The following is a 24,222-nucleotide window of genomic DNA, read 5'->3' as shown; positions in this document are numbered from 1 at the left end:
TTGATTCCGTCAGATCGAAACGCGCTCTAAACGAAGCGGAGGAGGCCAATGCCAGCCTATATCTTCAAGAGGCTCGTCGCAGTTATTCCGGTGCTTTTCGGGCTATCCATTATCGTCTTTCTGGTGATGGCCTCTATCCCTGGGGACACCGCTACGGCCCTGCTCGGTTCTTATGCGACGCCGGAAAATGTCGAACGCATCAACCGCGATCTCGGCCTCGACAAGCCACTGGTGCAACAATATTTCATCTGGATCGGCAATCTATTGCACGGAGATTTCGGCCGTTCCTTCGTGCTCAACCGCCCTGTTCTCGATGAGGTGCTGGAACGCTTTCAGGCCACACTCATTCTGGCAGGCGTTGCCCTCGTGCTTTGCTCGATCTTTGGCCTTTTCGCAGGTATCATTTCGGCCGTTCGTCAGTTCGGCTGGGCAGATCGTACAATTACATTCATCGTATTGGCTGGCATTTCGATCCCATCATTCTGGCTTGGTCTTCTACTGATTTATCTTTTCGCCGTTCATTGGCGTATTCTTCCAGCATCAGGCATGTATGCGGTCTATGGCGGCGGTGATCTTAAAGACCTGATCTGGCATCTGATCCTGCCTGCTTCGACGTTGGCGGTGGTTGCGGCCGGTGTAATTGCCAGACTGACGCGCGGCGCAATGCTTGAAGTGCTGCGTCAGGATTATATCCGCACTGCGCGTGCCAAAGGGCTGAACGAGCGTCGCGTGATTTACGGCCACGCCTTCCGCGCAGCCCTTGTCAGCGTCATTCCGGTGATTGGCATACAGGCAGGCTTCGTTCTGGGTGGGGCGGTCTATATTGAAACCGTGTTTCAGTGGCCCGGCATCGGCGCGATGCTGGTGAAGGCCATTTCTACCCGCGATATCCTGCTTGTGCAGGGCGGCGTGCTTATCGTGGCAGCCAGCTATGTATTGTTCAATCTACTCGCCGATGTTCTTCAAACCATGCTTGATCCGAGGATACGCACATGAGCGCCCTTTCGGAAACCTACACGCCCGCAACGCCTACACGCCTTTCTTCATGGCGCCTACTGATGAGCAATCGTCTTGCAGCTTTCGGCTTTTTTCTGCTCGCTTTGATTTGCGTGCTGATTCTCATCGTGCCTATCCTGCCATTGCCAAACCCTGATGCAACGGCACCTGCAAGCAGGCTGCAACCGGTCTTCTCTGCTGGCCATTTGCTTGGAACCGACCAGCTTGGGCGCGATATTCTGAGCCGCCTTCTCTGGGGCGCACGTGTATCGGTCGCTGTCGGCTTCGCAGCCACTCTGATTGCCGCCGTCATCGGCTCGGCCATTGGTCTCGTCGCGGGCTATGTGGGCGGGCGCACGGATAATCTCATGATGCGCGGCATCGATATGCTGATGGCCTTCCCCTATATTCTGCTGGCACTGGCAATCGTCGCGGCGCTAGGACCGGGGCTGATGAATGCACTTTATGCAATTGCCGTGGTCAATATTCCGTTTTTTGCGCGTAATGTGCGCGGTACAGCGCTCGGCCTTGCCAATCGCGAATTTGTCGATGCCGCACGACTTTCTGGCAAAGGACATATTTCAATCCTACTCAGCGAAGTGTTGCCGAATGTTCTACCGGTGATCGTCATCACCATGTCAACGACTGCTGGCTGGATGATCCTTGAAACAGCGGGTCTGAGTTTTCTGGGCCTTGGCGCGCAGCCGCCGCAGGCCGATCTCGGCTCGATGCTGGGCGAAGGCCGTGCTCAGATGTTCACAGCACCCCATGTTTCCATCGTGCCCGGCCTGATGATCTTTCTCATCGTCATCAGCCTCAATGTACTGGGCGATGGTATCCGCGATGTGCTTGACCCCCGTTTGCGCTCCGGCGCTCTGGCCCGCCCCGGTTCTGTAACAGCAATCGCCAGAAACAGAACCACCCCTAAAACCAAGATGCTGGATGCAGCTTTGGCCGTTGAGAAACTTGAGACCGGGTTCGTCAATAATGGCAGCTATACCCCAGCAGTAAGTAATGTCTCTCTTCATCTTAATCGTGGCGAATGCCTTGGGCTGATTGGCGAGAGCGGCTCTGGCAAAAGCGTGACTGCACTGTCCATCATGGGTCTGGTCGCATCTCCGCCCGGGTTGATCCGCAGCGGCGCCATCTATCTTGACGGTAACGACGTGCTCAATATGACTGAAACCGAATTGACCGCAACGCGCGGCAGCAAAGTAGCTTATGTATTTCAGGACCCGTTGACGACGTTGCACCCGATGTACTCGATCGGCAAACAGGTCGAGGAAGCCATTGCCGCGCATAAAACTGTCAGTGCATCGGAACGCCGGGCCGAAGCCGTCGCATTGTTGGAAAAGGTTGGCATTCCGGACGCAAAAGAACGTGCAGATCACTATCCGCATCAGCTTTCCGGCGGCCAGCGCCAGCGCGTCGGCATTGCTATGGCGCTTGCAAATGATCCCGACATCATCATCGCCGACGAACCAACTACAGCGCTTGATGTGACGGTGCAGGCGCGCATTCTGGAGTTGCTGCGCGATCTGCAGCGCGAGCGTGGCATGGCGCTGCTGTTCATCACCCATGACTTTGGCGTGGTCTCTGAAATCTGTGATCGCGTTGCCGTCATGAAAGACGGAGTGATCGTCGAGACCGGAACAGCTAAAGCCGTGCTCGCTAACCCACAACACAGCTATACCAAGAGGCTGATTGCCTGTGTGCCGGAGCTTGGACAGGGCAAGAGCTTCTATGAGCGCGTGTCAAAACTGTTCAGTCGCAATGAGACGGAGGCCGCAACATGAGCGAAGCTGCAATCAGCGTCCGTAACTTGAGCAAAACCTTCGGCGGCGGGCGCACACTTTTCGGCAAACAGCGCCATACTGTTGAAGCGGTCAAATCCGTATCACTCAACCTCGCACGCGGTGAAACACTGGCCATCGTCGGCGAAAGCGGCTCAGGCAAGAGCACTTTAGCGCGGATGCTGGTCGGTCTGACAGAGCCAAGTGATGGCACGATGGAAATTGCCGGTCAGGATGCAAGCGCCCTTCGCCGCTCTGGCCCGCGCGCTTTTGGCAAAATGATCCAATATGTTTTTCAGGACCCTGTGGCCTCGCTCAACCCGCGCAAGACCATCCGGCAAATACTGGAAACACCACTGAAATTGCTCGGCGAACTTGATCGCAACCAGCGTCAGAAACGAATGGAAGAACTGCTCGATGCGGTGCAGATGCCAAAGGATACCTTATTGCGTTATCCGCACGAGTTTTCAGGCGGTCAGGCCCAACGCATCGCCATTGCGCGCACACTTGCAGCAAATGCCGAAATTATCGTGCTGGATGAGCCCGTGAGCGCGCTTGATGTTTCTGTTCAGGCACAAGTGCTTTTGCTGTTAGATGGGCTCAAACGCCAATTCGGCCTCTCTTATCTGTTCATCAGCCATGATCTTGCAGTGGTGGAAGCGATCAGTGACCGTGTCGCCGTCATGTATTATGGGGAAATTGTCGAAGAAGCCACGGCGGAGGCTCTTTTTGCCAACCCGCAACATGCCTATACACGTCAGCTGATAGACAGCGCACCGCGTATGAAAAGAGAGTAACCAGGCATGGCCCGGAACAGCCGCAGCAAACCAGAACGGGCATCGCTGACCAAAGCGAAGCGACGGCCGGAGATCATTGCTGACCGCATCAGGCAAGTCATTCAGACGGACCATTTGCAACCTGGCGACCGGCTGCCACAAGAAAAAGATCTTATTGACCAGTTCAAGGCAGCCAAAGGCACTGTGCGCGAAGCGATGAAGGCACTCGAAACCCAAGGCTTGCTGTTCACGCGTACCGGACCCGGTGGCGGTGTCTTCGTAGCCGAACCATCTGCGCAACATGCGATGGAGATGCTGGGCAATTACTTCTTTTTCGACCAGCCGGGTCTTCAGGAAATTTATGCCATTCGCAAGCTGCTTGAGCCGGAAGTCGCAGCCTCCCTTGCGGGTAAACTGAGCCAAGACGATCTGGAGAAGTTAGACAACACGATGCGGTTTTATGATCGCCCACCGACCAATCTGGATGATCAGTTTCACCAACGCGTGGCAGAGCTGGACTTTCACACACAGCTCGCACGACTCTGCCCGAACCGGCTTCTCGGTTTCATGAGTGGTCTCACGCACAATCTGCTGCGCAACATGCCGGTTGCTCGCTCGATCTATGCCGATCCGACGCCTGCATCCCGTGAAGAAGGTGTGCTCTTTCAGCATCGGCTTTTGACCGCTTTGATGGAGGACCGAGCCGAAGATGCGCGCAAAATCGCGTTGGAACACATGATTTCCGCCGAAAAATATATGCTTTGCAAAGAAAATGAGCTGAAAAAAGCTACAACCGCATAAAAATCAGAAATTTCGGAACCATCCCGGTGCGCATGCATTAGCAAATATGCAGGCCGCCGCCAAAACTCACGCGACGGCCTTGCTTGTTGTGAATGACAATGGAGGTTTCGACCCTTTTTATGTGTGGTATTTGCGGAGAAGTCAGGTTCGATGGCGGTACGCCGTCGGTTACGGCAATCTCGAAAATGGCGGATATTCTTGCCCCCAGAGGTCCAGATGCGTCTGGCATCGTGGTGCGGGGTAATGTCGGCTTCGGACACCGGCGACTGAGAATCCTGGATCTATCTGAAAAATCCCAGCAGCCCATGATTGATGCCGATCTTGGCATCAGCGTTGTCTTTAACGGCTGCATTTATAATTTCCGCGAATTGCGCGCGGAACTCGAAGCCCAAGGTTATCGGTTCTTTTCTGATGGCGACACGGAAGTCATCATCAAGGCCTGGCACGCCTGGGGTGAGGAATGCGTGTCCCGCTTTTACGGCATGTTCGCCTTTGCCATCCATGAGCGCGATACCGGCAGAGTGATCTTTGCCCGCGACCGTTTTGGTATCAAACCGCTCTATCTGACCGAAGTAAGCGGCGCTCTACGCTTTGCCTCGTCATTGCCTGCACTGGTAAAAGCTGGCGGTGTCGATACCTCAATCGACCGCGCCGCACTGCATAATTATATGAGCTTTCATGCCGTGGTACCACCACCGCGCACCATTTATAATGGCGTACGCAAGCTGCCTGCAGCGACTATTCGCGTCTATCAGGCCAATGGCGAATTCAGTGACCGCATCTACTGGCAACCGCCGCATAGTCGACTGGCTGGCGACAGCACCATGAGCCGCGAAGACTGGCAGGAACAGCTTCTCGACATGCTGCGCGTTGCCGTCAAGCGCCGCATGATCTCTGACGTACCGGTTGGCGTTCTGCTATCGGGCGGTGTGGATTCAAGTCTCATCGTTGGTCTTTTGGCAGAAGCCGGGCAGACCGGCCTTATGAGCTTTTCAGTCGGCTTTGAAGAGGCCAACGGCGAAAAAGGCGATGAATTCGTCTATTCTGACCTGATCGCCAAGCATTTCGGCACCGACCATCACAAGATTTTCGTACCATCTTCCGATCTGATGGATGCGCTGCCCGGCACCATTGCTGCCATGTCTGAGCCAATGGTTTCCTATGATAATGTCGGCTTTTATCTGCTGTCGAAGGAAGTTTCCAAGCATATCAAGGTTGTGCAATCCGGTCAGGGTGCCGACGAGGTCTTTGCCGGTTATCACTGGTATCCACCTCTGGTCGATTCCAACGATGTAGTCAGCGACTATGCAAAAGCATTCTGCGATCGCACGCACGAAGTGCTGGGAACTCAGCTTGCACCCGAATGGATGCCAGAGCGCGACTATAGCCGTGAGTTGCTCGAAGAACATTTGCTGCGTGACGGCGCCGATACGCCAGTCGACCGCGCGCTGCGTCTCGACAGCAACATCATGCTGGTCGATGACCCTGTCAAGCGCGTCGATAACATGACCATGGCATGGGGGCTGGAAGCTCGCGTACCGTTCCTTGATCATGAACTGGTGGAATTGGCAGCTCGCATGCCACCTGAAGAAAAGCTGCGCGATGGCGGTAAAGGTATCTTGAAGGATGTGGCGCGCAAGGTCGTGCCAAGCGCCGTGATCGACCGCAAGAAGGGCTACTTCCCGGTTCCGCAGCTCAAATATATCGCCGGGCCCTATCTCGACATGCTGCGCGATGCGCTGTCATCGCAAAAGGCGCGCGAACGAGGACTATTTCAGCGCAATTATCTCGACCGGTTGTTTGCAAATCCTTCCGATCACATCACGCCTCTGCGCGGTTCAGAACTCTGGCAGGCCGGACTTCTGGAAATGTGGCTTCAGACACAGGAAGCCTGAAGTGGAGACGCCTAAAATGAAAAAGACAGGTGAGGTTGAAATGACCCGGCAGAAAGCAAGGGGAAGAAACGCTTTCTCTCACAGGCTGACGAGGCTGCGTACACCCGAAAGCGCTGGCTTTTACCAAGACCATTTGCATGGGGGTAATCAGGAAGACGGTAGCTCCGCCAACCGCAACGTGGTTCTCGATTGTGGTTGGGGGCGGCTGCTTTTCGCGCAAACCTTTGAAAGCAACGAAGCAATCATCGAAGCTTTGCGCGCGGAAGCCCCGGCCAGCCGTGATATCCTGTTCTATGTCAGCGATCCGCATGTGCTGCTCTCACAAGCACCGCAGGAAATCTTCCTTGATCCGTCGCACACATTTCGTCTTGAACTTTCCAACTATCGCGCCGGTGGCCGCCGCACACGCGGCATCAGCATTCGCCGTGCGGTATCCGAAATAGACGCGGACGGCATCAATGCTGTCTACGCCGCCTGCGGTATGGTGCAACTGCGCGCCGACTTCTTTTCTTGCGAGCGCGACAATCGCGCCGTCACCTATTTTGTGGCGCAGGATGATGCGACGGGCGAAATTGTCGGCACAGTTACAGGCATCAACCACCAGCGACTGTTCAACGATCCCGATCAGGGCGGCTCGCTCTGGTGCCTTGCAGTACACCCGCAGGCACGACAACCCGGTATTGGTGAAAAACTCGTGCGCAAGCTCGCCGAACATTTTCAGGCGCGCGGGCTCAATCACGTCGATCTGTCGGTTCTCTATGACAATGACAATGCGATCAGACTTTATGAGAAGCTGAAGTTTCGTCGCGTTCCTCTTTTTGCGATCAAGCGCAAGAATGCGATCAACGAGAAGTTCTTCGCACTCCCAACAAGCTCCGTCGAGGCGCTCAACCCTTATGCGCGCATTATCGTCGATGAAGCACTACGGCGCGGCGTGCATGTGGACATCACCGATGCTAAGGGTGGTTTCTTTCGTCTGTCTCATGGCGGACGGTCGATCCATTGCCGCGAGAGCCTGTCTGAAATGACTTCTGGTGTTGCCATGTCGATCTGCGATGACAAGGCAGTCACACGCCGCACGGTGGCCAAGGCAGGGCTTGTCGTGCCTGAACAAATCCCTGCTGATGGCTCGGACGAAACGCTCGAGACATTCCTTAAAAAGCACGGAAAGCTGGTTGTGAAGCCTGCACGCGGGGAACAGGGGCGCGGAATCTCGGTTGGTATTTCGACTATGAAAGACCTGCGGGCAGCGATCAGGCAAGCGCGAGAGGTCTGCGAAAATGTTCTGCTCGAAGCCTGTTTCGAAGGCGAAGATTTGCGGCTGGTCATCATTGATTACAAGCTGGTTGCAGCCGCCGTGCGCCGCCCACCGCGCGTGATTGGCGATGGAAAGTCGACCATACGCAAGCTCATCGAAACGCAATCGCGTCGCCGCCTTGCCGCAACGGGCGGTGAAAGCCGTATTCCGATAGATGCTGAAACCAAGCGTTGTCTTGAGCAACAAGGTCTGCTACTAGACGACGTGCTAGCAGACCGACGCGAAATTACCGTTCGTAAAGCGGCAAACCTACACACCGGCGGCACGATCCACGATGTCACGACAACCGTGGACAAGACATTGGTTGATGCTGCGTGCAAGGCAGCGCGCGCAATTGAAATTCCAGTCGTCGGCATCGATTTCATGGTGAAATCACCCGAGACGCCGGAATATGTGTTCATCGAAGCCAATGAGCGGCCGGGCCTTGCCAATCATGAACCGCAGCCGACTGCTGCGCGTTTTGTTGAATGTCTGTTCCCACAATTGGGAACAAATATGCCAGCATAAAAGTTTGTTTGGAGCGCATCCGAAAAGCGAGCAACAGTTTTCGGATAGGATGCGTGCCATAACAGAAAATTAGAGCATGTCTCCCAAAAGCGGGAATCGGTTTTGGAATAAAGACGTACGTTAAAACAAATAGATAAAGCATTTCCGACCATTCATCTTAAACTGGAAATGCTCCAAAATGCCGAAAATACCAATCACAATCCGGTAGCACAATCGTGACATCGGATTGTCGCGGATTCGGTCTATATTGCGACCTTCGCCCAAGATTCATCATTCGTGGAGCAAAATATATGCTGGCAGAAGCCAAAGTAGAACAGCTGGGTATTACGATCGATGTATATCAGCGAGAAGCACGTCACTGGATCGCATCCGGTGTATTTGGTGGAAAACACATTGTTGTAGAAAATGTAACTCAGGGAACTGCAGTCAGCGACTGGAGAGACTGCGCTCTGGCTCTTTCAAACCAGGCGGCATAAATACTAGACTCTTTAATTACTAAGCTAGAGCATTTCCTTTTGAAGATGAAACGTTAGAAATTCTATATCTATTTGTTTTTACGCGCATCTTATCCCGAAAACCGTTTCACATTTTTCGGGATGCGCTCTAGGTTATTGGGCGGCTTCTGCGATGATTGGTATCGCAGGGGCCTTTCTCTCGAGCGTCATGGTTTTGAGATTGCCTGAAAAGAGAATGCCGGTGATAGGCAGAACCGGTTCCTCAGGCAGCGCTTCATGATGGATGCTGTCTTTGGAAACATGGAGTTTGTACTCAGTTCCGTCTTCAGCACCAGACATGACAAGTGACACATTCCCGCGCGCTTCCAGAAGTTTCGCTCCATAAAGAAACTCGAAACTCAGCATCGAAACGAGGAATTTATAGGTTCCATCGCGTACGCCCCCCTTCATCATGGCGGCGCGATGGACATCCTCGCCGATCGCGACATCCAGCGGGGGAATGCGCGGATCGCAGACATAGCCAAGCGCAAGCAATTGCCCGTTATCAACCTCAAAACGCATCCTGTCTGAACCAAGGTCAAGCGCCGAAATTGAAAAGCGGCGATTGCTGTATTGGATCGGTACGCGCCCCAGCCGTTTGCAAAGCTGTTCGCCACTTAGCGCACGCGCATTAGCAAAGTGATCTGGATCGATGGCGAATGGCAGCGCCTTTGGTCGATGAGGAACAGACAAAGCCGGTTCGAGAACATCGGCAATCAAATTCGCAACAATCGTCGTCGAAACAGGGCGCGCATAATGCCCCTGATCAAGATAGAAAGCCGGATTGCTGACAACATCGCGGCCGTATTGCTGCATCAGCATTCGCGAGACATCCGCTGAGATCGTGCCGTACCATTGCGAGATATAATTGATGCCAGCGTCAATCGAGGGAACAGAATTCAGGAACGAACCGTTGCGTGCACCAAACACGAGCGTCGCAATCCGCAAGTTCGGATTACGCTCGAGAGCGTAGCGGATAATTCCTTCATAGAACCGTGCCCAATGGCGGAACGGGCGCCGCTCATCGCCATAAACGAAGGCGTCATTGATGGCATATTCGATCAGCAGCAGCTCACAGTCTTCGAGCTGTTCGAACTGTTTGAGCTGATAAAGGCCGAGAGCACTCGTCGTACCACCCACCGCGAGATCAGCGACAACATCCAGCTCCACGCCACGCCGCGCCATCGTCGATAACAGTGTCGGCAGATAACCGGGCAGCATGACGGTATTGGAACCGCCGATAATTACAGTCTTGAGTTTCATTTTGTCCCCGTTGCAGCTTGGGTTGCGGCTTTCCCGGCAGGCGTTAGCGATCCGCAACGCCACACACCGTAAGTGCTTGCATCCCAATCAAAATAATAAGCCGCAGCAATCTGGCCGCTATCCATCATCTGTCGGAAACGGTCGCGTGCCTTCTCGACCAACTGTTCTCGATTATTGTCGTTAGCCGGACAAGCCTTGGACGTATTGGCAAAGCCCCATTCGGTAATCCAGCATGGCTTGCCATCCGCTCCCCCACAGAAAGAAAGCGCGTTGCCTATATGTTTTGCGCGCGCCGCGCGCGTGCCGCTGCTGCCAGGATAGATATGAATGCCATAGCCGTCGGCAGCACTGTCCAGACCATATTTCTTGAGAAGGTCGGTAAAGATGGCCGGATCAACGCTGTCTATTCCGCGTCGGTCGGCATCGATAAAGGGGATATCCGACAGGCCTGCCGACACGACCTTTGCCTTGGCACTGTGTTTGGTTTTTGCCAGTTCCCCACGCACAGTACGCAAAAGTTCGACGTATTTCTCAGCACCTTTTTCAACGAGCGGAAGGTCTTCCATCTCGCTTAAAGAGCGTGCGGTCTTCATCTTTTCCTTGGGCAGAATGGCAAGATCGCCATTATAAGCGCCCCAGTTAATCTCATTGCCGGGTTCAACAGCAACCAGCGGCACGCCCAGCGCATCGACCTTCTGCAAGGCATCCCCTATCGCGTGCTCAAAACGCTCCGGCGATATGTCGGAAAGCCGATACATGTCCCATATACGCCCGCGACCAGAACGGGGTTTAGTCCCTTCGGGATAAAAGTCCGCATTGTTAAGCGAAATTTCGAGCAGGATGGCGAGACCTTTTTCGTGCGCAAGACGCACGGCATCGATGCTCTGATCAATTGGGCGCGTGAGTGACAGCCGAACTGCTACCACGCCATTCTTGACCATTTGATCGAAGATCTGTTCGCGTTCTGCCGGTTTGAGCCAGGCCATGTTGACCCGGTTGACGCCAAAACGGGTATCGGCAAGAGCACTCTGAGGTTGGACCACTAACAACATGCCGCCTAAAAGCGCCATCGCTGCCACCATTCCACCCCCGATGCTCTTGCCGGTTTTCATCATCGGATACCGATATCCTTGAGTGCGCCGTTGAAATTGGCTTCACATTCCGAATAACGATTGATCGCGGCAGGTACATCAATCTTGGAAAGGAAATCGCGCAGAAAAGCCTTCTTCTGCGGCTCTCTGTTCCAGACACTCGCATCAATATGCGGAAAGCCGACAAAGCCCAGCATTTCGCGCATACGGTCATCGACCGCGATCATCAGGCCCGGAATACCCGACTGCATGCCGATGATCGTGCCGTGGAACCGACGGCTCAGGCCGAAATCCTGACTGGAAATCCAGCTGCGCCATTTATGCGTGTCGAAAAACACCAGCAGCTCATTCTTGCGCTGCCATTTTTCCATATGCTTGTAATCAACGGGTGCCGTGATGCGGCTGGCAGCCTGATCATAGGCTTCGGAGTGATCTTCGCCCGCCATGTTCATATTATAAACGATCACTTCGTCCTGAATGACATAGCTTGCAACACTGTCTTTTTCGAGCAGCGCGTGCGCGTCGACAATCGTATCTGCAACGCTACCGAGATAGCCGCCAAACGAGATTTTCTGCGCATCTGCAAGGCTAGGGTCGGCAAGGCGGCTCAGCGAGAGCTTCATCTGATCGGGTGCATAGTAAAGCGATGGGCAGCCCGTCGGGCGAACATATTTCATGCCCGCGTCCTTGAGGAACTCAGCCGTGAAATGACCCCGCGTAAGGAAGAAGCTTTCCTTGCGGCGCAAAATTTCGAGGAAGCGTCGCGTGCCTTCGGGCAGCTCAGCTTTCAGATTTTCCTTCTTCTGGATGCCAATGCCCATGACCACAATCGGCATGTTCAGCTTTTCGAAGACAAAGGATTCAGTCGTTGCTGCATAGCCGGGACGCAGCAGGTTTGCCGAGGCAAACAGGCAGAGATCGAAGCTTTCATTAAGCTTCGCATACGTATCAGGCGAATTGAGACTATTGGCCAGATGCCAGAACGGCACATAGGTCACATCATGGCCGCGCACGGCATTTGCGGCACCTTCGCCAATGAGATAATTGCCGGTATTGGCGATTTTCTTAACCTGATCGATCACATCTTTCTTGGTGCGAATGGGCTCAAAATATGGGCGGTGTTTGACACTCGCCCCTGAAACGCTTTCGACTGTCCGCATCAAATAGGACGGAATGCCGGTGATCATTATGCGCATGGTGATCCATCTTCGCTGGAGTTAAAGCATGTCTCCCAAAAGTGGGAGCCGTTTTGGGAGACATGCGAACAAATAAAAATCTGCGGCCTGCTTCAGAGCGGCTGTCAGACATGGGAGTTATCCGACGCCAATCTCTGAGAGCACGCTTCGGAAATTGCGTTCGCGTGCGGAATATTTTTCGATCACATCGGGAATGTTCATTGCAGCGATATGATCACTGACGAAGGCGCGACGATCATTGGCTGCATTGAGATCGCGCGCATCGATTTTCGGAAGGCCTGAGAAATTCAGCATCTCACGCATACGATCATCAACCGCGACCATCAGGCTTGGCACACCTGCCTGCATGGAGATGATATTCCCATGGAAACGACGGCCAAACGAGAAGTCCATCGTTGAACACCACGCACGCCATTGATTGGTATCAAGGAAAGCATGAATGCTGAGCTTCTTCTTGAGATCACCCGATCCCTTGTAAGTGAGCGGACCAACGAGCTCGCCGGTTGTGGAATCATAAGCGCGACCGTTTGCGTCCTCTTCGATCTGCATGTCGAAGTGCAGAAGCTCGTCTTGAATGACATAGGCTGAACGCCCATCATCAGAACTCAGCGCATTCATATCGCCAATTGTTTCAAGCTCTGCACCCATATAACCGGTGAAAACAGTGCGTCCCTCGCCAACCTTGACGTCCGGCAGACGATGAATGGCCTTGCGCATATTGTCGGGACGGAAATAGAGCGAAGGGCAACCCACGGGCCGAACATAGGAGAACCCCTGATCGCGCAAATATCCGGCTGCATCTTCACCGCGTGTCAGGAAATAATGTTCGCGGGTTTTCAGCACTTCCAGAAGCTTTTTTGTGCCTTCTGGCAAGCCGTCATCCGCTTCGATATCAGGGCGGTTCTGGATACCGATACCGAGCATCACAACCGGCATATTCAACTTCGACAAGACGAGCGCTTCCGCATCTGCTGACAAGCCCTTGCGCAAGAGATTGGCGCAGGTAAAGACGCAGATATCGAACTCCTTGTTAATCTCCTCCATGCCTGTGCCGTTATTGACGCAATTATACAGGTGCCAGAAGGGGACATGCTTCGCCGATGGCAGAAGCGCAGTCATTGCGCCCTCGCCGATCAGATAATTGCCGGTATTGCTGATATTTTTCAGCTCCTGGATAAACTTATCCTTTGGCTCCGAATTCGGCTGCTTTTCGGAATAGTAAATCTGTGCCTTGTCGGCGCGCTGGATAAAACGCGTCAGATAGCTTGGAATACCGGTGACAAGAATACGCGGGCTCTTGCTCATGTGACGGCCTTTCTGAATTTCGATCAAGTGCAATTAGGCGACTGCGCGACCTGGGAGGATGGCGACAGAGCTTGCACCATTCAATGTTTCCGGCTGGGAGGGCCGGGATTGCGGATAAACCGGGTTGATTTCATTGGCCCAGTCCGTGAATTCGGAAAATGCGGAAGACCATGTGCGATGTGCCGCCGAAGCGAGCGCACCCTCCGCAGTTCGCTTCAGTGCCTCACGATCCTGCGCAAGGATGGTCAGGATGCGGGTCATATCAGCAACGATCTGCGCATCATTGCCATTGCGTATGAGAATACCGTCGCGACCATGATTGATGAGTTCATCGACCGCGCCAACTGCAGTCGCTACCGGCACACAGCCGAGTTGCTGCGCTTCAGCGATCATCAAAGGTGCGCCTTCCCAGCGCGACGGCATCAAAAGAACGTCAGCCCATGCGAGATGATTTGCGATGTCTCTGCCGTCGAAAACCGGAGGTGAAACCTTCACGCCTGCATCTTTGAGACGTGTCATCCATGAGGCACTTGGGTCGTCAGAGAGAATTTCACCACCGATGGCCTGCGCCTCAAACGGGATGCCCTGTTCTTTCAGCTTCACAATCGCATCATGCAGGCGATCAATGCCCTTCTGGCGATCAAGGCGACCCATATAAAGCATGCGTATGGGTTTGCCCTTACGCTCTTCCTTGCGTGCTGAAGTGACTTGCGCGCGCAGCTTCGCATCAATGGAGAAGCTCGCACCATTGGGCACCGAAAACACCTTCTCGAACGGAACACCAAAGCTGTGCAGGTAGATTTTGAGCTGGTCCGAACAGGTCAGAAAAGCGTCATAGGCATGTTCAAAGGCTATTGCCGCATAGGGCTGCCCTGCCTGACGGCGGAAAACCGTCTCGTCAACCACATGGAGATAACACGCAGTGCGCGTGCCTTCCGAACGCAACTTACCCATAAGCGGGTGCGCTGCCATGACGTGGTTGTTCACCACAAGATCAAAGCCTGAAAGCTGGCCGCGCAGAATACCCCAATCAAGCGGATGTTCGTCGGTGATAAAATCCTGCCCTAAGAAGCGATTGGTATCGCCCCATGCCGGAATGCCATCTTTCCAAAAATGAAGGTAGTCGAATGCCTGATCAAATTCGTCCAGCACATCCATGCGTTCATTGCCGAGAACGAAGAGATGAGTCTCAAAACCCTGGTTCTTCAACTCGCGTCCAGCAGCGTAAGCGACTTTCTCAGCGCCCCCGAAAGAGGCATTGGGAACCAGAACGGCCGCTGTCTTTTTCTTTGCACTGTTATGGGCAAGCGGCAGCACTGGCCCGCCTCCAAGCTCATCGCGCAGTACCTGATACATTTCGGAAAGGGCTGGCAGACGACGTGGGCGCCATGTCCAGCGCATCGCCGCACTTTGTTTGAGCGGACTTGTGGCAATCGACGTCACCAGATTGAGCATCGACTGCTCAGGCCGTGATAAAGCGCGGCGCTGACGCACGCGTGGAAACGGGAACCGTACTTTCATGCGCGCGGATGTCGGCCACAATTGCTGCGTACCAAGCGAGGCAAACCAGCTCAAAGCATCGTTTTCGATAATCTCGCGCATGAGCCGCGTTGAAACAAAAATCAGATCGGCAGGTGCCTGCCGCGCACCCGACGGCATGATTTCAGTATCAATCCGCCGCTCGTCCTCGACATTGGTCAGTTCCACAAAAACGATATTGGCCTGCTCGGCCAGCTTCTCTAACCGTGATAAAATATTTGGCAACAGCCTTGACCGCGCCAGAAGCTTCAATGTCTCTGTGTTGGATGAGGCCAAAAACGGCGGAAAGTGAAAATTGTCTGGCTCAGACACGCTGCCCCAGAAGGCTCGAATGACGTCGTCAAATTTGAGATCTTTTGTGCCAAGGCTGAGATCGCTGAAAAGACTGACAGTCCCCTCGCCCGCGCGGATCACGCCATAGCGCGGGCACTCCTCGTGCTCAAAACCCACAAGTGTCGGGCGGCGAAACAAAGCTTTGTGCCGTTTGCGCAGGAAGTTGATTGAGCCTGAACGGTCGCGATTGGCTTCCTTGAAACGGCTCTCAGCGCGCAGTCGATATTCAAATCCGGTATCGTGGCATGGCGCGCCGACAAAACCCGCTTCAATCGCTGAAAGCCAGAATTCCCAATCCTCAAATCCGTTTTGCCGATCATCATCAAAGCGTACGCCGCTTCTAAAAACCTCCGCCGAAATCATCGATCCGGTATCGCAGATATTGTCGGTAATGCAGTGGATCAGCCGTGAGTAACTGTCACCATAATGAGCGCGCCAGTTGACCGAGAACGTGTCGATATTTGTGTAGACCCAACCAGCGCCGCTCGATAAAAGCTTGCGGTAGAGCGCGTCGATTGTGTGCGGATGAACCCGATTGTCGGCATCCACGAAATAGACCGCTTTGACATCGGGCATTTCTTCCAGAATGTATTCAACAGCGCGATTGCGTGCGCCACCGGGCCCGGCATTCTCTCCGAAAATGACGTGGATATTCGGATGCGCTGCTGCATAAAGCGCGAGGCTATCAAAAACCTCGCGGCGCGGATCACCGTCCACCGAAACTACGATCTGCGTACGGAATACCGTTTCCGACGCCAGCAGAGTTTCCAGCGCCTCAAGTGCCAGCGCCGCATGGCCGTAGAGCGGCATTGCGACGACAATCAAATCCTTGGATCTATCGTACATTCGCAACCTCTTTGACTATTGTCTGCGCGGGGCGCGCTTCAACATGTTTCACGAGGCGGAAATTGAAGATTTTCAGCCAGGAGAAATCGACAGAATCTCCTGCAGCCTTACTGAGCACGATCAAATCCATCGTTCGATCAATCGGCTCTTCAAGCATGAAGTTGATATCAATCGGACGATTGGGTGCCACTTCCGACCAACCGCTGAACAAAACCTGCTGGCGACGGCGATCAAGGTTGGAAATCGCGTCGATTTCTTCTTTCACATCGGAAGCAAGGTTGACCAGCAACAGCCCGGCCACACAGGGCTGGCCTTCCGGATGATCAATGACCGCACGTGCGGAAATTCGTACTGTTCCGGGAGCTACAACCCTGCGGATCGCTGCTGCGGTAATACCTTCCTCGAGCGGATGGCAACCAATGGCATCTTCGTGCTCCAGAAACCGTACAGTCGGAAAATCTGGTGTGAGCGGGGTAACGGACACATTGGCCACATTGCGCAACAGCTCAATGGGCATGCGATAATCATCGACCTTGCGACCATTGATAAGGGATGTCGGCACGATGGCGTTGGGCAATGATGCAGGCCGAACGCCCGGAAGGCCCGTAAAAATACGAATTGCCAGCGGACGCATATCAAGATCGCCATGCGGGATGCGGGCACGTGCCGCATAGCGTTCATTGGCAATTACATTGCCCAACGAGAGTTCTGGTGGCACACCGCCTGTCGCCGAAATGCGCAGGCGCAAGGTACGGTGGCTACCGTCGCAAGCCTTAGGCAGCGAGAAGAAATTCCATTCCGCATGCAGCGTGGCGTAAGGTACGAGCCATTCAGCGATGCCTTCGCCATTTTCGAGATAGTCGAGTGTTACGATCAGCTGACCGTTGCGATTGGTGGGCAGGTCGCGGAAATGTAGTGCAAAGCCGGAAACCGCATAGCTCGAAACTGGGAACAACTGCTCAATTTCCGATTCGCGCAGCAACTTGGCAAAGCCTTCATCCTTCGGATCAACCAAAGGCGCATGAGAGAAAAGCTCAGTCGAAGAGTCCCAGTTGCGTGCGTGGAATGCATCTTCGATGGCCCGGTAATTCTCGAACATGGTTTCGCGCTCACGCCGCAACATGGCAAGTTCGGTATGAACTTTGCTGACATGGCTGACCAGGCGATCAAGGCTGCTCTCAAGCAATTGCGAAACCAGCAAAGGAATGTTTTCAGGGGATGCCTCATCAACGCGTACGACAGGCACCTCGGGAATGGTGCGCATACGATAGAGCTGCTGCAGGACGGAATTCAGTTCTTTCGCGCCTTCATCGGAGGCCGCGACAGCAACAAGGGGAAACGTGTTCGCCATCCGCAGAGGCTTGCCGTCGTTTTCGACAAAAATAGTCAAAGCGCCAAGAGCAGTGGTTTCCAGCGCTTCACGATCACGCATCGAAGCAATGGCATAACGGCGGGCTTTCCGCGCCGAGATCGCAGGAAGTGGTGTGCTCAACATAGTCATCCATTGTGTAAGAGCCAACTTGGGAGGTTCGGCCTCTAGGCGCAATCAGAAAATACAGACCATGTATTGTCAACAGTAATATAACGAAGGCTATATGATAATATTACGAATATTTGACGCTGTTTTAATTCAAAATTTGAAACAATCTGAATGTATATTGGATATATGCGATAAACACGCAGAAATACGGGCTTTTATATTATATTATTAGGCCTTGAATGCCCGATTGTCGCCACATACTAATTATCTGCCGTTCAATACTGCATCGATCAAGGTTTTTTGCTGCTGTAAACATTCCGACAACCGAAAGCGATTTTCGACGGTTCGGCGCGCCGCTGCGCGCATCTGAAGGCAAGCATCAGGATCTGTGAGGACATTGAGAATGGTTTGTGCCAGCACATCAGTATCGTAGAAAGGAACAAGCAGACCGTTCTGGCCCGACCTAATGACCTCGCGCACTGGCGGCGTGTCCGAGCCGATGATGAGTGCTCCACAGGCCATGGCTTCCACCACCGACCATGACAGAACAAACGGATATGTCAGATAAATATGTGCGGTGGATATCTGGTAAAGCTTGCGCAATTGCGCATGGGAAATTGTGCCGGGAAACACGATACGATCAGCGCGATCAGGTGGCAAATCCATCTTGCTCAGCAGATGTTTTCGCCATGAACCGCCTCCGGGCGGTGGCGTTCCATAGCTTACGCCATCACCACCAACGAAAACAAAGATCGCATCATCATTTTGCCGGATGACCTTTGCCGCAGCTTCAAGCGCTTGCGGGAATCCTCTGTAGGGTTCGAGATCACGAGCGACAAAGGTGATGACGCGTGAAGAACCTGCCTTCAATGTCCGCCCGTCCGGCAACAGGATTGAGGCATGCTTGTCAGGATAAAACAGCTTTGTATCGACGCCTTCATGCACAACGGCAATCCGGTTTTGAACGGCTTTTGGATAAAGGCTCTTTTGCCAGTGTGTCGGGCTGAAGCCACCGTCCATGCCATCAAGCGTCACCAGCTGAGCCATGTTGCGAAGACGAAGCCGCTTGCGCATTTCCGCATCCGGCTTGTCGTCTGGTGCAAAACCTACATCGGCACCGTGAGCGCGATAGAAGAACTCGCAATAGCCCAGCGCGGGCGTTGTGGGCAGTACATCTTTGACGAACATCATACTGCCCCAACCTATGTGACCGATTACGATGTCAGGTGCCTGACCATGGCGTGCCATGGTTTCAAATGTTTCAGCCACCCGATGCCCGATCCTGGTGTGATGATCGGGCACCTCCAGATATCTGGCCATCACACCCTTGGTGCGAGGAGCAGATTCTACTCGGTGGCGGATGACACGGACCGCTGGGAGGCGACGGTCCACTGTCTCGCAAATCAGGCTGACATCATGCCCGCTGGTAGCCAGATGCTCGGCTAACGCAGCAAACTGACCAAAACCGCGTCTGTGCACAAAAGCTATACGCATGTCACAAAAAGTGTCCGGTTATCGGCCAAAAACCTGCCGTTATGCATCAGATGCCATAACGAGCAGCATTGCCCCACACGAGCTCAAGCCTGTGCAAGGTCTGGTAAGCGATCTCAAGATTTCGAAGATCGTCGTCATCACGGGCCAGTACATGGCTGTAAGTTCTGCTCGCATTTCGCAAGCTTGTGCACAGCCGTTCTCCCTTGTCTGTCAGGCGAATTCGGGCCGATCGTTTGTCCCTCTGAGAGGCGACACGATCGACATATCCGCCGTCCGTAAGTTGTTTAAGATAATAGGAAATGTTGGATCCGACATAATGCCCACGATCCAGTAGTTCACCCACAGTGAGTTCGACATCACCAATAGCCATCAGAACCAATGTCTGAGCAGGCCCGATATCTTCCACGCCCAACTTGGTAAGCTCCGTTTTCAGAAGGCTTACAAAGCGGCGGTTCACTCGCTCTATCATCCGCGCCAGTTCGAAATGCGTAATTACGACAGTATGGACTGGATGTCTGCGTTCCTGTTTTTCGGCGGTAACTTCAGGAAAGTTAACGGAAGTAAATCCATCAACTGATGTTTCGACTTCCACTCCCTCGTGCAGAAGTTTTTGCATCTCTTGCTCTCCATTTTTCAATTTTACTTCAAATTTTGAAGAAATTTGCAGTTATATTTATTTGGCTCCTTTCGCATTTCCCCGCCGCAAGAACTTTTTTCTGTCACATTCTCTGCAGTATTACTTTACTGATCTTGAGAACTAGACCACACTTTTTAGGGATATCCGCCACCTGTGACCATTACAAGGCAGATCGCGTATGAATGATACTCGCGAAAACAATCCAATTGGCAAGAGCCCGGCGGATAAAAAAAGGCCAGACGATTCTGTAGTTACGTCCAAAAGCCTTATTTTCAAGGCCCGGCGCGTTTTCCTGTCAGGTCTTCTTTATGCCGTGCTTTTGAGTGCCTGTATCAATTTGCTACAACTCACTGTACCCCTCTATATGTTGCAGGTTCATGATAGGGTGCTGAACAGCCGAAGCATGGACACACTGACCATGCTGACGATTCTTGCGGTCGGCGCCATGCTGGTGTTTGGTGTGCTGGAGTACATCCGGGCCCTGTCATTTCAGGCTATGGGCAGTGCACTTGTTCGCCGGCTAAACCTCGCAGTTCTCACGGCAGCCGTTCAGGCTTCGGTTAATCAGGGACTGCCAAAGGCGACCCAGACACTGCGCGATCTGACGGAACTGCGCAGCTTTCTGACCTCACCTGCGATCAACGCGCCACTCGATGCTGCCTGGTCGCCAATCTTCCTTGGCGTGCTGTTCATGCTGCATCCACTGCTCGGTCTGATCGGCCTTGTTGCAGTGATCATTCTGGTCGCTTGCGGTGTACTGACCGATCTTCTGACCCGCAATCTCATTCAGGAAGCCAATCAGGCGAATGTCGAATCCATTGCCAAAATTGGCAGCAGCCTTCGTCATGCAGAAGCAATCGAAGCCATGGGCATGCTCCCCGCACTGGCCAGACGCTGGCGCACGATGCAGGTACAGGCGCTTGAAGTGCTTGATCTGGGCGGAACACGTGCACGCGCCATGTCGTCTATCGCACGCACCGCACGTTTCATCGTGCAGATCGGTTCGCTGGGCGCTGGCACACTTCTCGCAATGCAGCAGGAAATCACACCGGGCGCGATGATCGCGACCAGCATTATCATCGGGCGTTTGCTGATGCCTTTCGACCGCATCGTCGAAAACTGGCGTCAGTGGGTGAGCGCGATCGCGAGCTGGAAACGGGTTCAATCGCTGCTTTCTGAAAATCTCGCTGTTCGCCAGACCATGCCGACCCCTCGCCCCAATGGTGATTTGGTTATAGACAAGCTGATTTATGCGGCCCCCGGCGTCGATGTACCGATCATCAAGGGGATTTCCTTCGCCATTTCACCTGGCGAGGTTCTGGGGATCGTTGGGCCTTCTGCCGCAGGCAAATCCACCTTGGCACGACTGCTGATAGGCATCGTCAAACCAACGTCAGGCGGCGTCTTTCTGGATGGCAACAACGTCTATCTCTGGGAACGCGGCTCGTTTGGTGAGATTGCGGGTTATCTTCCGCAATCGGTTTCTCTGCTGGACGGAACGATCAAAGACAATATCGCACGCATGGGCGACAGCGATCCGCAACGGGTTCTCGAAGCAGCGCGCCTTGCCGATGTGCATGAAATGATCGGGCGAATGCCGCTCGGTTATGACACCCCGGTTGGCGATGGCCGGTTGACACTCTCCGGCGGACAACGTCAGCGCATCGGACTGGCACGCTGCCTTTACAATCGCCCCCGACTGATCGTTCTCGATGAGCCGAATTCCAATCTCGATGCGGTCGGTGAACGCGCGTTGATGCGCGCCATTGAACATGCGCGCGACGATGGCGCTATCGTCATCATGATTGCACATCGCCCGTCTATCATGCAGGTGGCAGACAAGCTTCTGGTGCTCGACAATGGGCGTATCACGCAGTTCGGTCCAAGAACGGATGTGGTTTCCTCACTCACACCGGCCAGCAACGGCCCTCAAATGGGAGCGGCAAGCGCATGATAGGCAAGTCCATTATTCCGCGTCGTGTTTCCAGTCTGCTCGCGCCACGTGCAGAATCATCCGATCACAAGTCGCTCACCCGATTTGGCTCCGTAAAGCCTGAATGGGCGCACGACATTGAACAGGAAGACTCAAAATCGCCTCTGCGGGGTCTCATCATTGCAGGCCTTGCCACGATAGGCGTTGCATTTGGTGGCTTCTTCGCCTGGGCATATTCAGCAAATCTGGGCAGTGCTGCAGTAGCGCTTGGCACCGTCATTGTTGATTCCAAACGAAAGACCATCAGTCACCTCGAGGGCGGAATTCTTGATCGACTGCTGGTGCAGGAAGGCGATATCGTCACCGTTAACCAGCCACTTCTCAGACTTGATGCAACCAAAGCACGCTCAGAACTACAATCGCTGGAAAGCCGTCGCATCGGATTAATTGCCAAGCTTGCACGTCTTCGTGCTGAACAGTCAGGTGCCAGAGAAATCACCTTTCCGGAGAAGTTTGCCGAGGGTGGGGAAAATGCGGAAAATGCAATTCGTGCCGAGAACATCTTCTTTCAAAAGCGCCTTGCTCAGAAGCTGAGCAGAATCGACATTCAGCAGAAAACCATTGAACAATATACTGAACAGGAGAAAGCCTCGACCTCGCAGATTACAGCCACCGATCGCCAGATTGAGCTTATCAGCGAACAGCGTCGGGCGATTGCTAGCCTCGTTGAAAAAGGTTTCGCTCAGAAGTCGAAGCTCACCGAAATCGACACGCGCTTGAGCCAGCTTGCAGGGGATCGCGGCGAATATGCTGGTGACAAGGCAAAAGCCGGACAGGCAAAAGCCGGTGCGGAATTTGCACTGACTGGCATCGAGAGCGACCTTCAGTCAGAAATAGCAGGCGAAATCACCTCAAGTCAGGTCGAGCTTTCAGACGTGCAAGAGAGGATCGTTGCGGCCAAGGACGTCATGCGCCGCGTCGAAGTTCGCTCTCCACAGCAGGGCTTTGTCGCCAATATCCGGCTTCGTACACCAGGCGGCGTTGTGGCACCGGGTGAACCCATCATGGATATCGTGCCTGAAAACGAACCGATGGTCGTTGAGATGAAGATAAGCCCACGGGATATCGACAGTATCTCGGTAGGCGCAAGCGCGCAGATCCGTCTGACCGCCTATAACCAGCGTTCAATGCCTCCACTTGATGGCAGACTGACCTATATCGCTGCCGATCAATCGCTCGATGAAAAGACAGATACCGCTTATTTCGTGGCGCGAGCCGAGATTACACCTGAAGCGATGACTGCCAATCCGACGGCGAGGCTTTATCCCGGGATGCCTGCCGAAATCATCATCGTTCACAAAGAGCGCCGGGCAATTGACTACCTCGTTTCGCCGATTACCGACAGCCTCAACAGGGCGTTCCGCGAGGATTAACCCCGACCGGACTACTGGTCTGCGCTTCAGATCAGTAGTCCGATAGGAAGAGTATGTCTCAATATAGATCGTCTTTAGGTTGAAATTCTCCAGTGCATTCATTTTGCGCGAGTTACGATGCATCTGCTGCCATGTTATTGAAATATATTAATTATTATTTCCAATAACTGATATTTCAAATTTGGAAATAATTTACAGAGAAATACAATGTAAATAGAAATTATAATGATGGTAAATATACATTATAATTGTGTTTATAAAACTGTAATATAAATTATTCGTAATAATTTGTTACTTACAGCTGTCAAATTTATACCAACTAATAATGTTGCAATTGTAAATGATGCGGCGCAGACTACTACAAGCATAATGGTCGGACCATTTTCCGGCCTTTTTGTAAACCCATACAGGAACACAAGGAGAAGCAGATGGCCACTTTAGAAGGCGGCGCCTACGACGACGTGTTGTTCGGTTCCCGCTTTGACGATTTCATCCGCGCTCATGGCGGTGATGATCTCGTTTTCGGAGGTGATGGCAATGACACCATCTTCGGCGATAACGGGAATGACATCCTCTTCGGCGGAAACGGTGATGACCTCCTTTTCGGCGGAAACGGTAATGACGTTCTGTTCGGTGATGCAGGAAATGACGTCCTAAGCGGCGGCAATGGGAATGATGTGCTGTTTGGCGGTGCTGGAGACGATGTTCTCCAGGGCGGCAACGGCTCGGACCTCCTCTTTGGCGGCGACGGAAACGATGTCCTGCAAGGTGGAAACGGCGACGACATCCTTGATGGCGGTGCCGGAGATGACATCCTTATCGGCGGCGCCGGTAGTGACGTCTTCTTGTTCAATGGCGGCGGCGGAAACGACGTCATCCTTGATTTCAACCCAGGTGAAGACATCCTCCAGATCCAGCAGGGCATTAACGGCCTTGATGTCAATTCGGCGGATGACCTCGCAGATCGCGTCACACAGGTTGGTGGAAATGTTGTTGTCGACCTCGGCAACGGCGACACCGTTACCCTCGTGAATACCAGTGCAGACGACGTACAGGCTCATCCCGACCAGTACTTCACTGTTCACTGATTAA

18 protein-coding genes are annotated in these 24,222 nt (G+C 53.5%); 10 read left to right on the top strand and 8 right to left on the bottom strand.

The window, feature by feature from the left end:
* Positions 1–48: 48 nt before the first annotated feature.
* The 7 genes from CES85_RS07455 to CES85_RS07425 all read left to right on the top strand — a co-directional run bounded on the left by CES85_RS07455 (position 49) and on the right by CES85_RS07425 (position 8,562).
* Entirely contained in the window at positions 49–996 is a 948-nt protein-coding gene (locus tag CES85_RS07455) for an ABC transporter permease (protein ID WP_095445293.1), read from the top strand.
* On the top strand, positions 993–2,792 hold the full coding sequence (locus CES85_RS07450; RefSeq protein WP_095445292.1) for a dipeptide/oligopeptide/nickel ABC transporter permease/ATP-binding protein: 1,800 nt from the start codon (positions 993–995) through the stop codon (positions 2,790–2,792). Before CES85_RS07455 ends, CES85_RS07450 begins: the two co-directional genes overlap by 4 nt.
* A complete protein-coding gene (locus CES85_RS07445) occupies positions 2,789–3,586 on the top strand; it encodes an ATP-binding cassette domain-containing protein (RefSeq protein ID WP_095445291.1) in 798 nt (265 codons plus the stop codon). Before CES85_RS07450 ends, CES85_RS07445 begins: the two co-directional genes overlap by 4 nt.
* Positions 3,587–3,592: 6 nt before the next feature.
* Positions 3,593–4,366, top strand: coding sequence for a FadR/GntR family transcriptional regulator (locus CES85_RS07440; protein ID WP_095445290.1), 774 nt, complete (start codon positions 3,593–3,595; stop codon positions 4,364–4,366).
* A gap of 119 nt (positions 4,367–4,485) precedes the next feature.
* Positions 4,486–6,261, top strand: coding sequence for an N-acetylglutaminylglutamine amidotransferase (locus CES85_RS07435; RefSeq protein WP_095445289.1), 1,776 nt, complete (start codon positions 4,486–4,488; stop codon positions 6,259–6,261).
* A gap of 16 nt (positions 6,262–6,277) precedes the next feature.
* Positions 6,278–8,086 carry an N-acetylglutaminylglutamine synthetase gene (gene ngg, locus CES85_RS07430; protein ID WP_095445288.1) on the top strand — a complete coding sequence of 603 codons (1,809 nt, stop codon included), beginning with the start codon at positions 6,278–6,280 and terminating at the stop codon, positions 8,084–8,086.
* A gap of 290 nt (positions 8,087–8,376) precedes the next feature.
* Positions 8,377–8,562 (top strand): hypothetical protein, encoded by a 186-nt coding sequence (locus tag CES85_RS07425; protein WP_095445287.1) that lies wholly within the window; start codon positions 8,377–8,379, stop codon positions 8,560–8,562.
* A 132-nt stretch (positions 8,563–8,694) separates the two neighbouring features.
* Here CES85_RS07425 and CES85_RS07420 read toward each other — a convergent pair whose 3' ends face one another.
* The 8 genes from CES85_RS07420 to CES85_RS07385 all read right to left on the bottom strand — a co-directional run bounded on the left by CES85_RS07420 (position 8,695) and on the right by CES85_RS07385 (position 19,743).
* Positions 8,695–9,843, bottom strand: coding sequence for an SGNH/GDSL hydrolase family protein (locus CES85_RS07420; RefSeq protein WP_095445286.1), 1,149 nt, complete (start codon positions 9,841–9,843; stop codon positions 8,695–8,697).
* A complete protein-coding gene (locus tag CES85_RS07415) occupies positions 9,840–10,958 on the bottom strand; it encodes a glycoside hydrolase (protein ID WP_095445285.1) in 1,119 nt (372 codons plus the stop codon). Before CES85_RS07415 ends, CES85_RS07420 begins: the two co-directional genes overlap by 4 nt.
* Entirely contained in the window at positions 10,955–12,130 is a 1,176-nt protein-coding gene (locus CES85_RS07410; RefSeq protein WP_095445284.1) for a polysaccharide pyruvyl transferase family protein, read from the bottom strand. The genes CES85_RS07415 and CES85_RS07410 overlap by 4 nt, the downstream gene beginning before the upstream one ends.
* 117 nt (positions 12,131–12,247) lie before the next feature.
* Complete coding sequence (locus CES85_RS07405; protein WP_095445750.1) at positions 12,248–13,435, bottom strand: polysaccharide pyruvyl transferase family protein; 1,188 nt, start codon at positions 13,433–13,435, stop codon at positions 12,248–12,250.
* A 33-nt stretch (positions 13,436–13,468) separates the two neighbouring features.
* Entirely contained in the window at positions 13,469–16,153 is a 2,685-nt protein-coding gene (locus CES85_RS07400) for a glycosyltransferase (protein ID WP_095445283.1), read from the bottom strand.
* A complete protein-coding gene (locus CES85_RS07395) occupies positions 16,143–17,648 on the bottom strand; it encodes a DUF6212 domain-containing protein (protein WP_095445282.1) in 1,506 nt (501 codons plus the stop codon). The genes CES85_RS07400 and CES85_RS07395 overlap by 11 nt, the downstream gene beginning before the upstream one ends.
* Before the next feature lie 249 nt (positions 17,649–17,897).
* Positions 17,898–19,127: a glycosyltransferase family 4 protein gene (locus CES85_RS07390; RefSeq protein ID WP_095445281.1), complete on the bottom strand. Its 1,230-nt coding sequence runs from the start codon at positions 19,125–19,127 to the stop codon at positions 17,898–17,900.
* A 46-nt stretch (positions 19,128–19,173) separates the two neighbouring features.
* Complete coding sequence (locus CES85_RS07385) at positions 19,174–19,743, bottom strand: MarR family transcriptional regulator (protein ID WP_024896034.1); 570 nt, start codon at positions 19,741–19,743, stop codon at positions 19,174–19,176.
* A gap of 199 nt (positions 19,744–19,942) precedes the next feature.
* On the opposite strand from CES85_RS07385, the gene CES85_RS07380 reads away from it, so the two are divergent.
* The 3 genes from CES85_RS07380 (at position 19,943) to CES85_RS07370 (ending at position 24,218) form a co-directional block, all read left to right on the top strand.
* Entirely contained in the window at positions 19,943–21,718 is a 1,776-nt protein-coding gene (locus CES85_RS07380; protein ID WP_095445280.1) for a type I secretion system permease/ATPase, read from the top strand.
* Positions 21,715–23,130 carry an HlyD family type I secretion periplasmic adaptor subunit gene (locus CES85_RS07375; protein ID WP_095445279.1) on the top strand — a complete coding sequence of 472 codons (1,416 nt, stop codon included), beginning with the start codon at positions 21,715–21,717 and terminating at the stop codon, positions 23,128–23,130. Before CES85_RS07380 ends, CES85_RS07375 begins: the two co-directional genes overlap by 4 nt.
* A 428-nt stretch (positions 23,131–23,558) precedes the next feature.
* Positions 23,559–24,218: a calcium-binding protein gene (locus tag CES85_RS07370; protein ID WP_095445278.1), complete on the top strand. Its 660-nt coding sequence runs from the start codon at positions 23,559–23,561 to the stop codon at positions 24,216–24,218.
* Positions 24,219–24,222 lie beyond the last annotated feature (4 nt).

It is taken from the genome of Ochrobactrum quorumnocens, from assembly GCF_002278035.1.
Lineage (GTDB): Bacteria > Pseudomonadota > Alphaproteobacteria > Rhizobiales > Rhizobiaceae > Brucella > Brucella quorumnocens.
This window is presented reverse-complemented; position numbering and strand designations above follow the sequence as displayed.

What these genes read in the sequence shown, in the direction of transcription:
- CES85_RS07455 (WP_095445293.1), top strand. Translation starts at nt 49, where the DNA reads ATGCCAGCCTATATCTTCAAGAGGCTCGTCGCAGTTATTCCGGTGCTT.
- CES85_RS07450 (WP_095445292.1), top strand. Translation starts at nt 993, where the DNA reads ATGAGCGCCCTTTCGGAAACCTACACGCCCGCAACGCCTACACGCCTT.
- CES85_RS07445 (WP_095445291.1), top strand. Translation starts at nt 2,789, where the DNA reads ATGAGCGAAGCTGCAATCAGCGTCCGTAACTTGAGCAAAACCTTCGGC.
- CES85_RS07440 (WP_095445290.1), top strand. Translation starts at nt 3,593, where the DNA reads ATGGCCCGGAACAGCCGCAGCAAACCAGAACGGGCATCGCTGACCAAA.
- CES85_RS07435 (WP_095445289.1), top strand. Translation starts at nt 4,486, where the DNA reads ATGTGTGGTATTTGCGGAGAAGTCAGGTTCGATGGCGGTACGCCGTCG.
- ngg (WP_095445288.1), top strand. Translation starts at nt 6,278, where the DNA reads ATGAAAAAGACAGGTGAGGTTGAAATGACCCGGCAGAAAGCAAGGGGA.
- CES85_RS07425 (WP_095445287.1), top strand. Translation starts at nt 8,377, where the DNA reads ATGCTGGCAGAAGCCAAAGTAGAACAGCTGGGTATTACGATCGATGTA.
- CES85_RS07420 (WP_095445286.1), bottom strand. Translation starts at nt 9,843, where the DNA reads ATGAAACTCAAGACTGTAATTATCGGCGGTTCCAATACCGTCATGCTG.
- CES85_RS07415 (WP_095445285.1), bottom strand. Translation starts at nt 10,958, where the DNA reads ATGATGAAAACCGGCAAGAGCATCGGGGGTGGAATGGTGGCAGCGATG.
- CES85_RS07410 (WP_095445284.1), bottom strand. Translation starts at nt 12,130, where the DNA reads ATGCGCATAATGATCACCGGCATTCCGTCCTATTTGATGCGGACAGTC.
- CES85_RS07405 (WP_095445750.1), bottom strand. Translation starts at nt 13,435, where the DNA reads ATGAGCAAGAGCCCGCGTATTCTTGTCACCGGTATTCCAAGCTATCTG.
- CES85_RS07400 (WP_095445283.1), bottom strand. Translation starts at nt 16,153, where the DNA reads ATGTACGATAGATCCAAGGATTTGATTGTCGTCGCAATGCCGCTCTAC.
- CES85_RS07395 (WP_095445282.1), bottom strand. Translation starts at nt 17,648, where the DNA reads ATGTTGAGCACACCACTTCCTGCGATCTCGGCGCGGAAAGCCCGCCGT.
- CES85_RS07390 (WP_095445281.1), bottom strand. Translation starts at nt 19,127, where the DNA reads ATGCGTATAGCTTTTGTGCACAGACGCGGTTTTGGTCAGTTTGCTGCG.
- CES85_RS07385 (WP_024896034.1), bottom strand. Translation starts at nt 19,743, where the DNA reads ATGCAAAAACTTCTGCACGAGGGAGTGGAAGTCGAAACATCAGTTGAT.
- CES85_RS07380 (WP_095445280.1), top strand. Translation starts at nt 19,943, where the DNA reads ATGAATGATACTCGCGAAAACAATCCAATTGGCAAGAGCCCGGCGGAT.
- CES85_RS07375 (WP_095445279.1), top strand. Translation starts at nt 21,715, where the DNA reads ATGATAGGCAAGTCCATTATTCCGCGTCGTGTTTCCAGTCTGCTCGCG.
- CES85_RS07370 (WP_095445278.1), top strand. Translation starts at nt 23,559, where the DNA reads ATGGCCACTTTAGAAGGCGGCGCCTACGACGACGTGTTGTTCGGTTCC.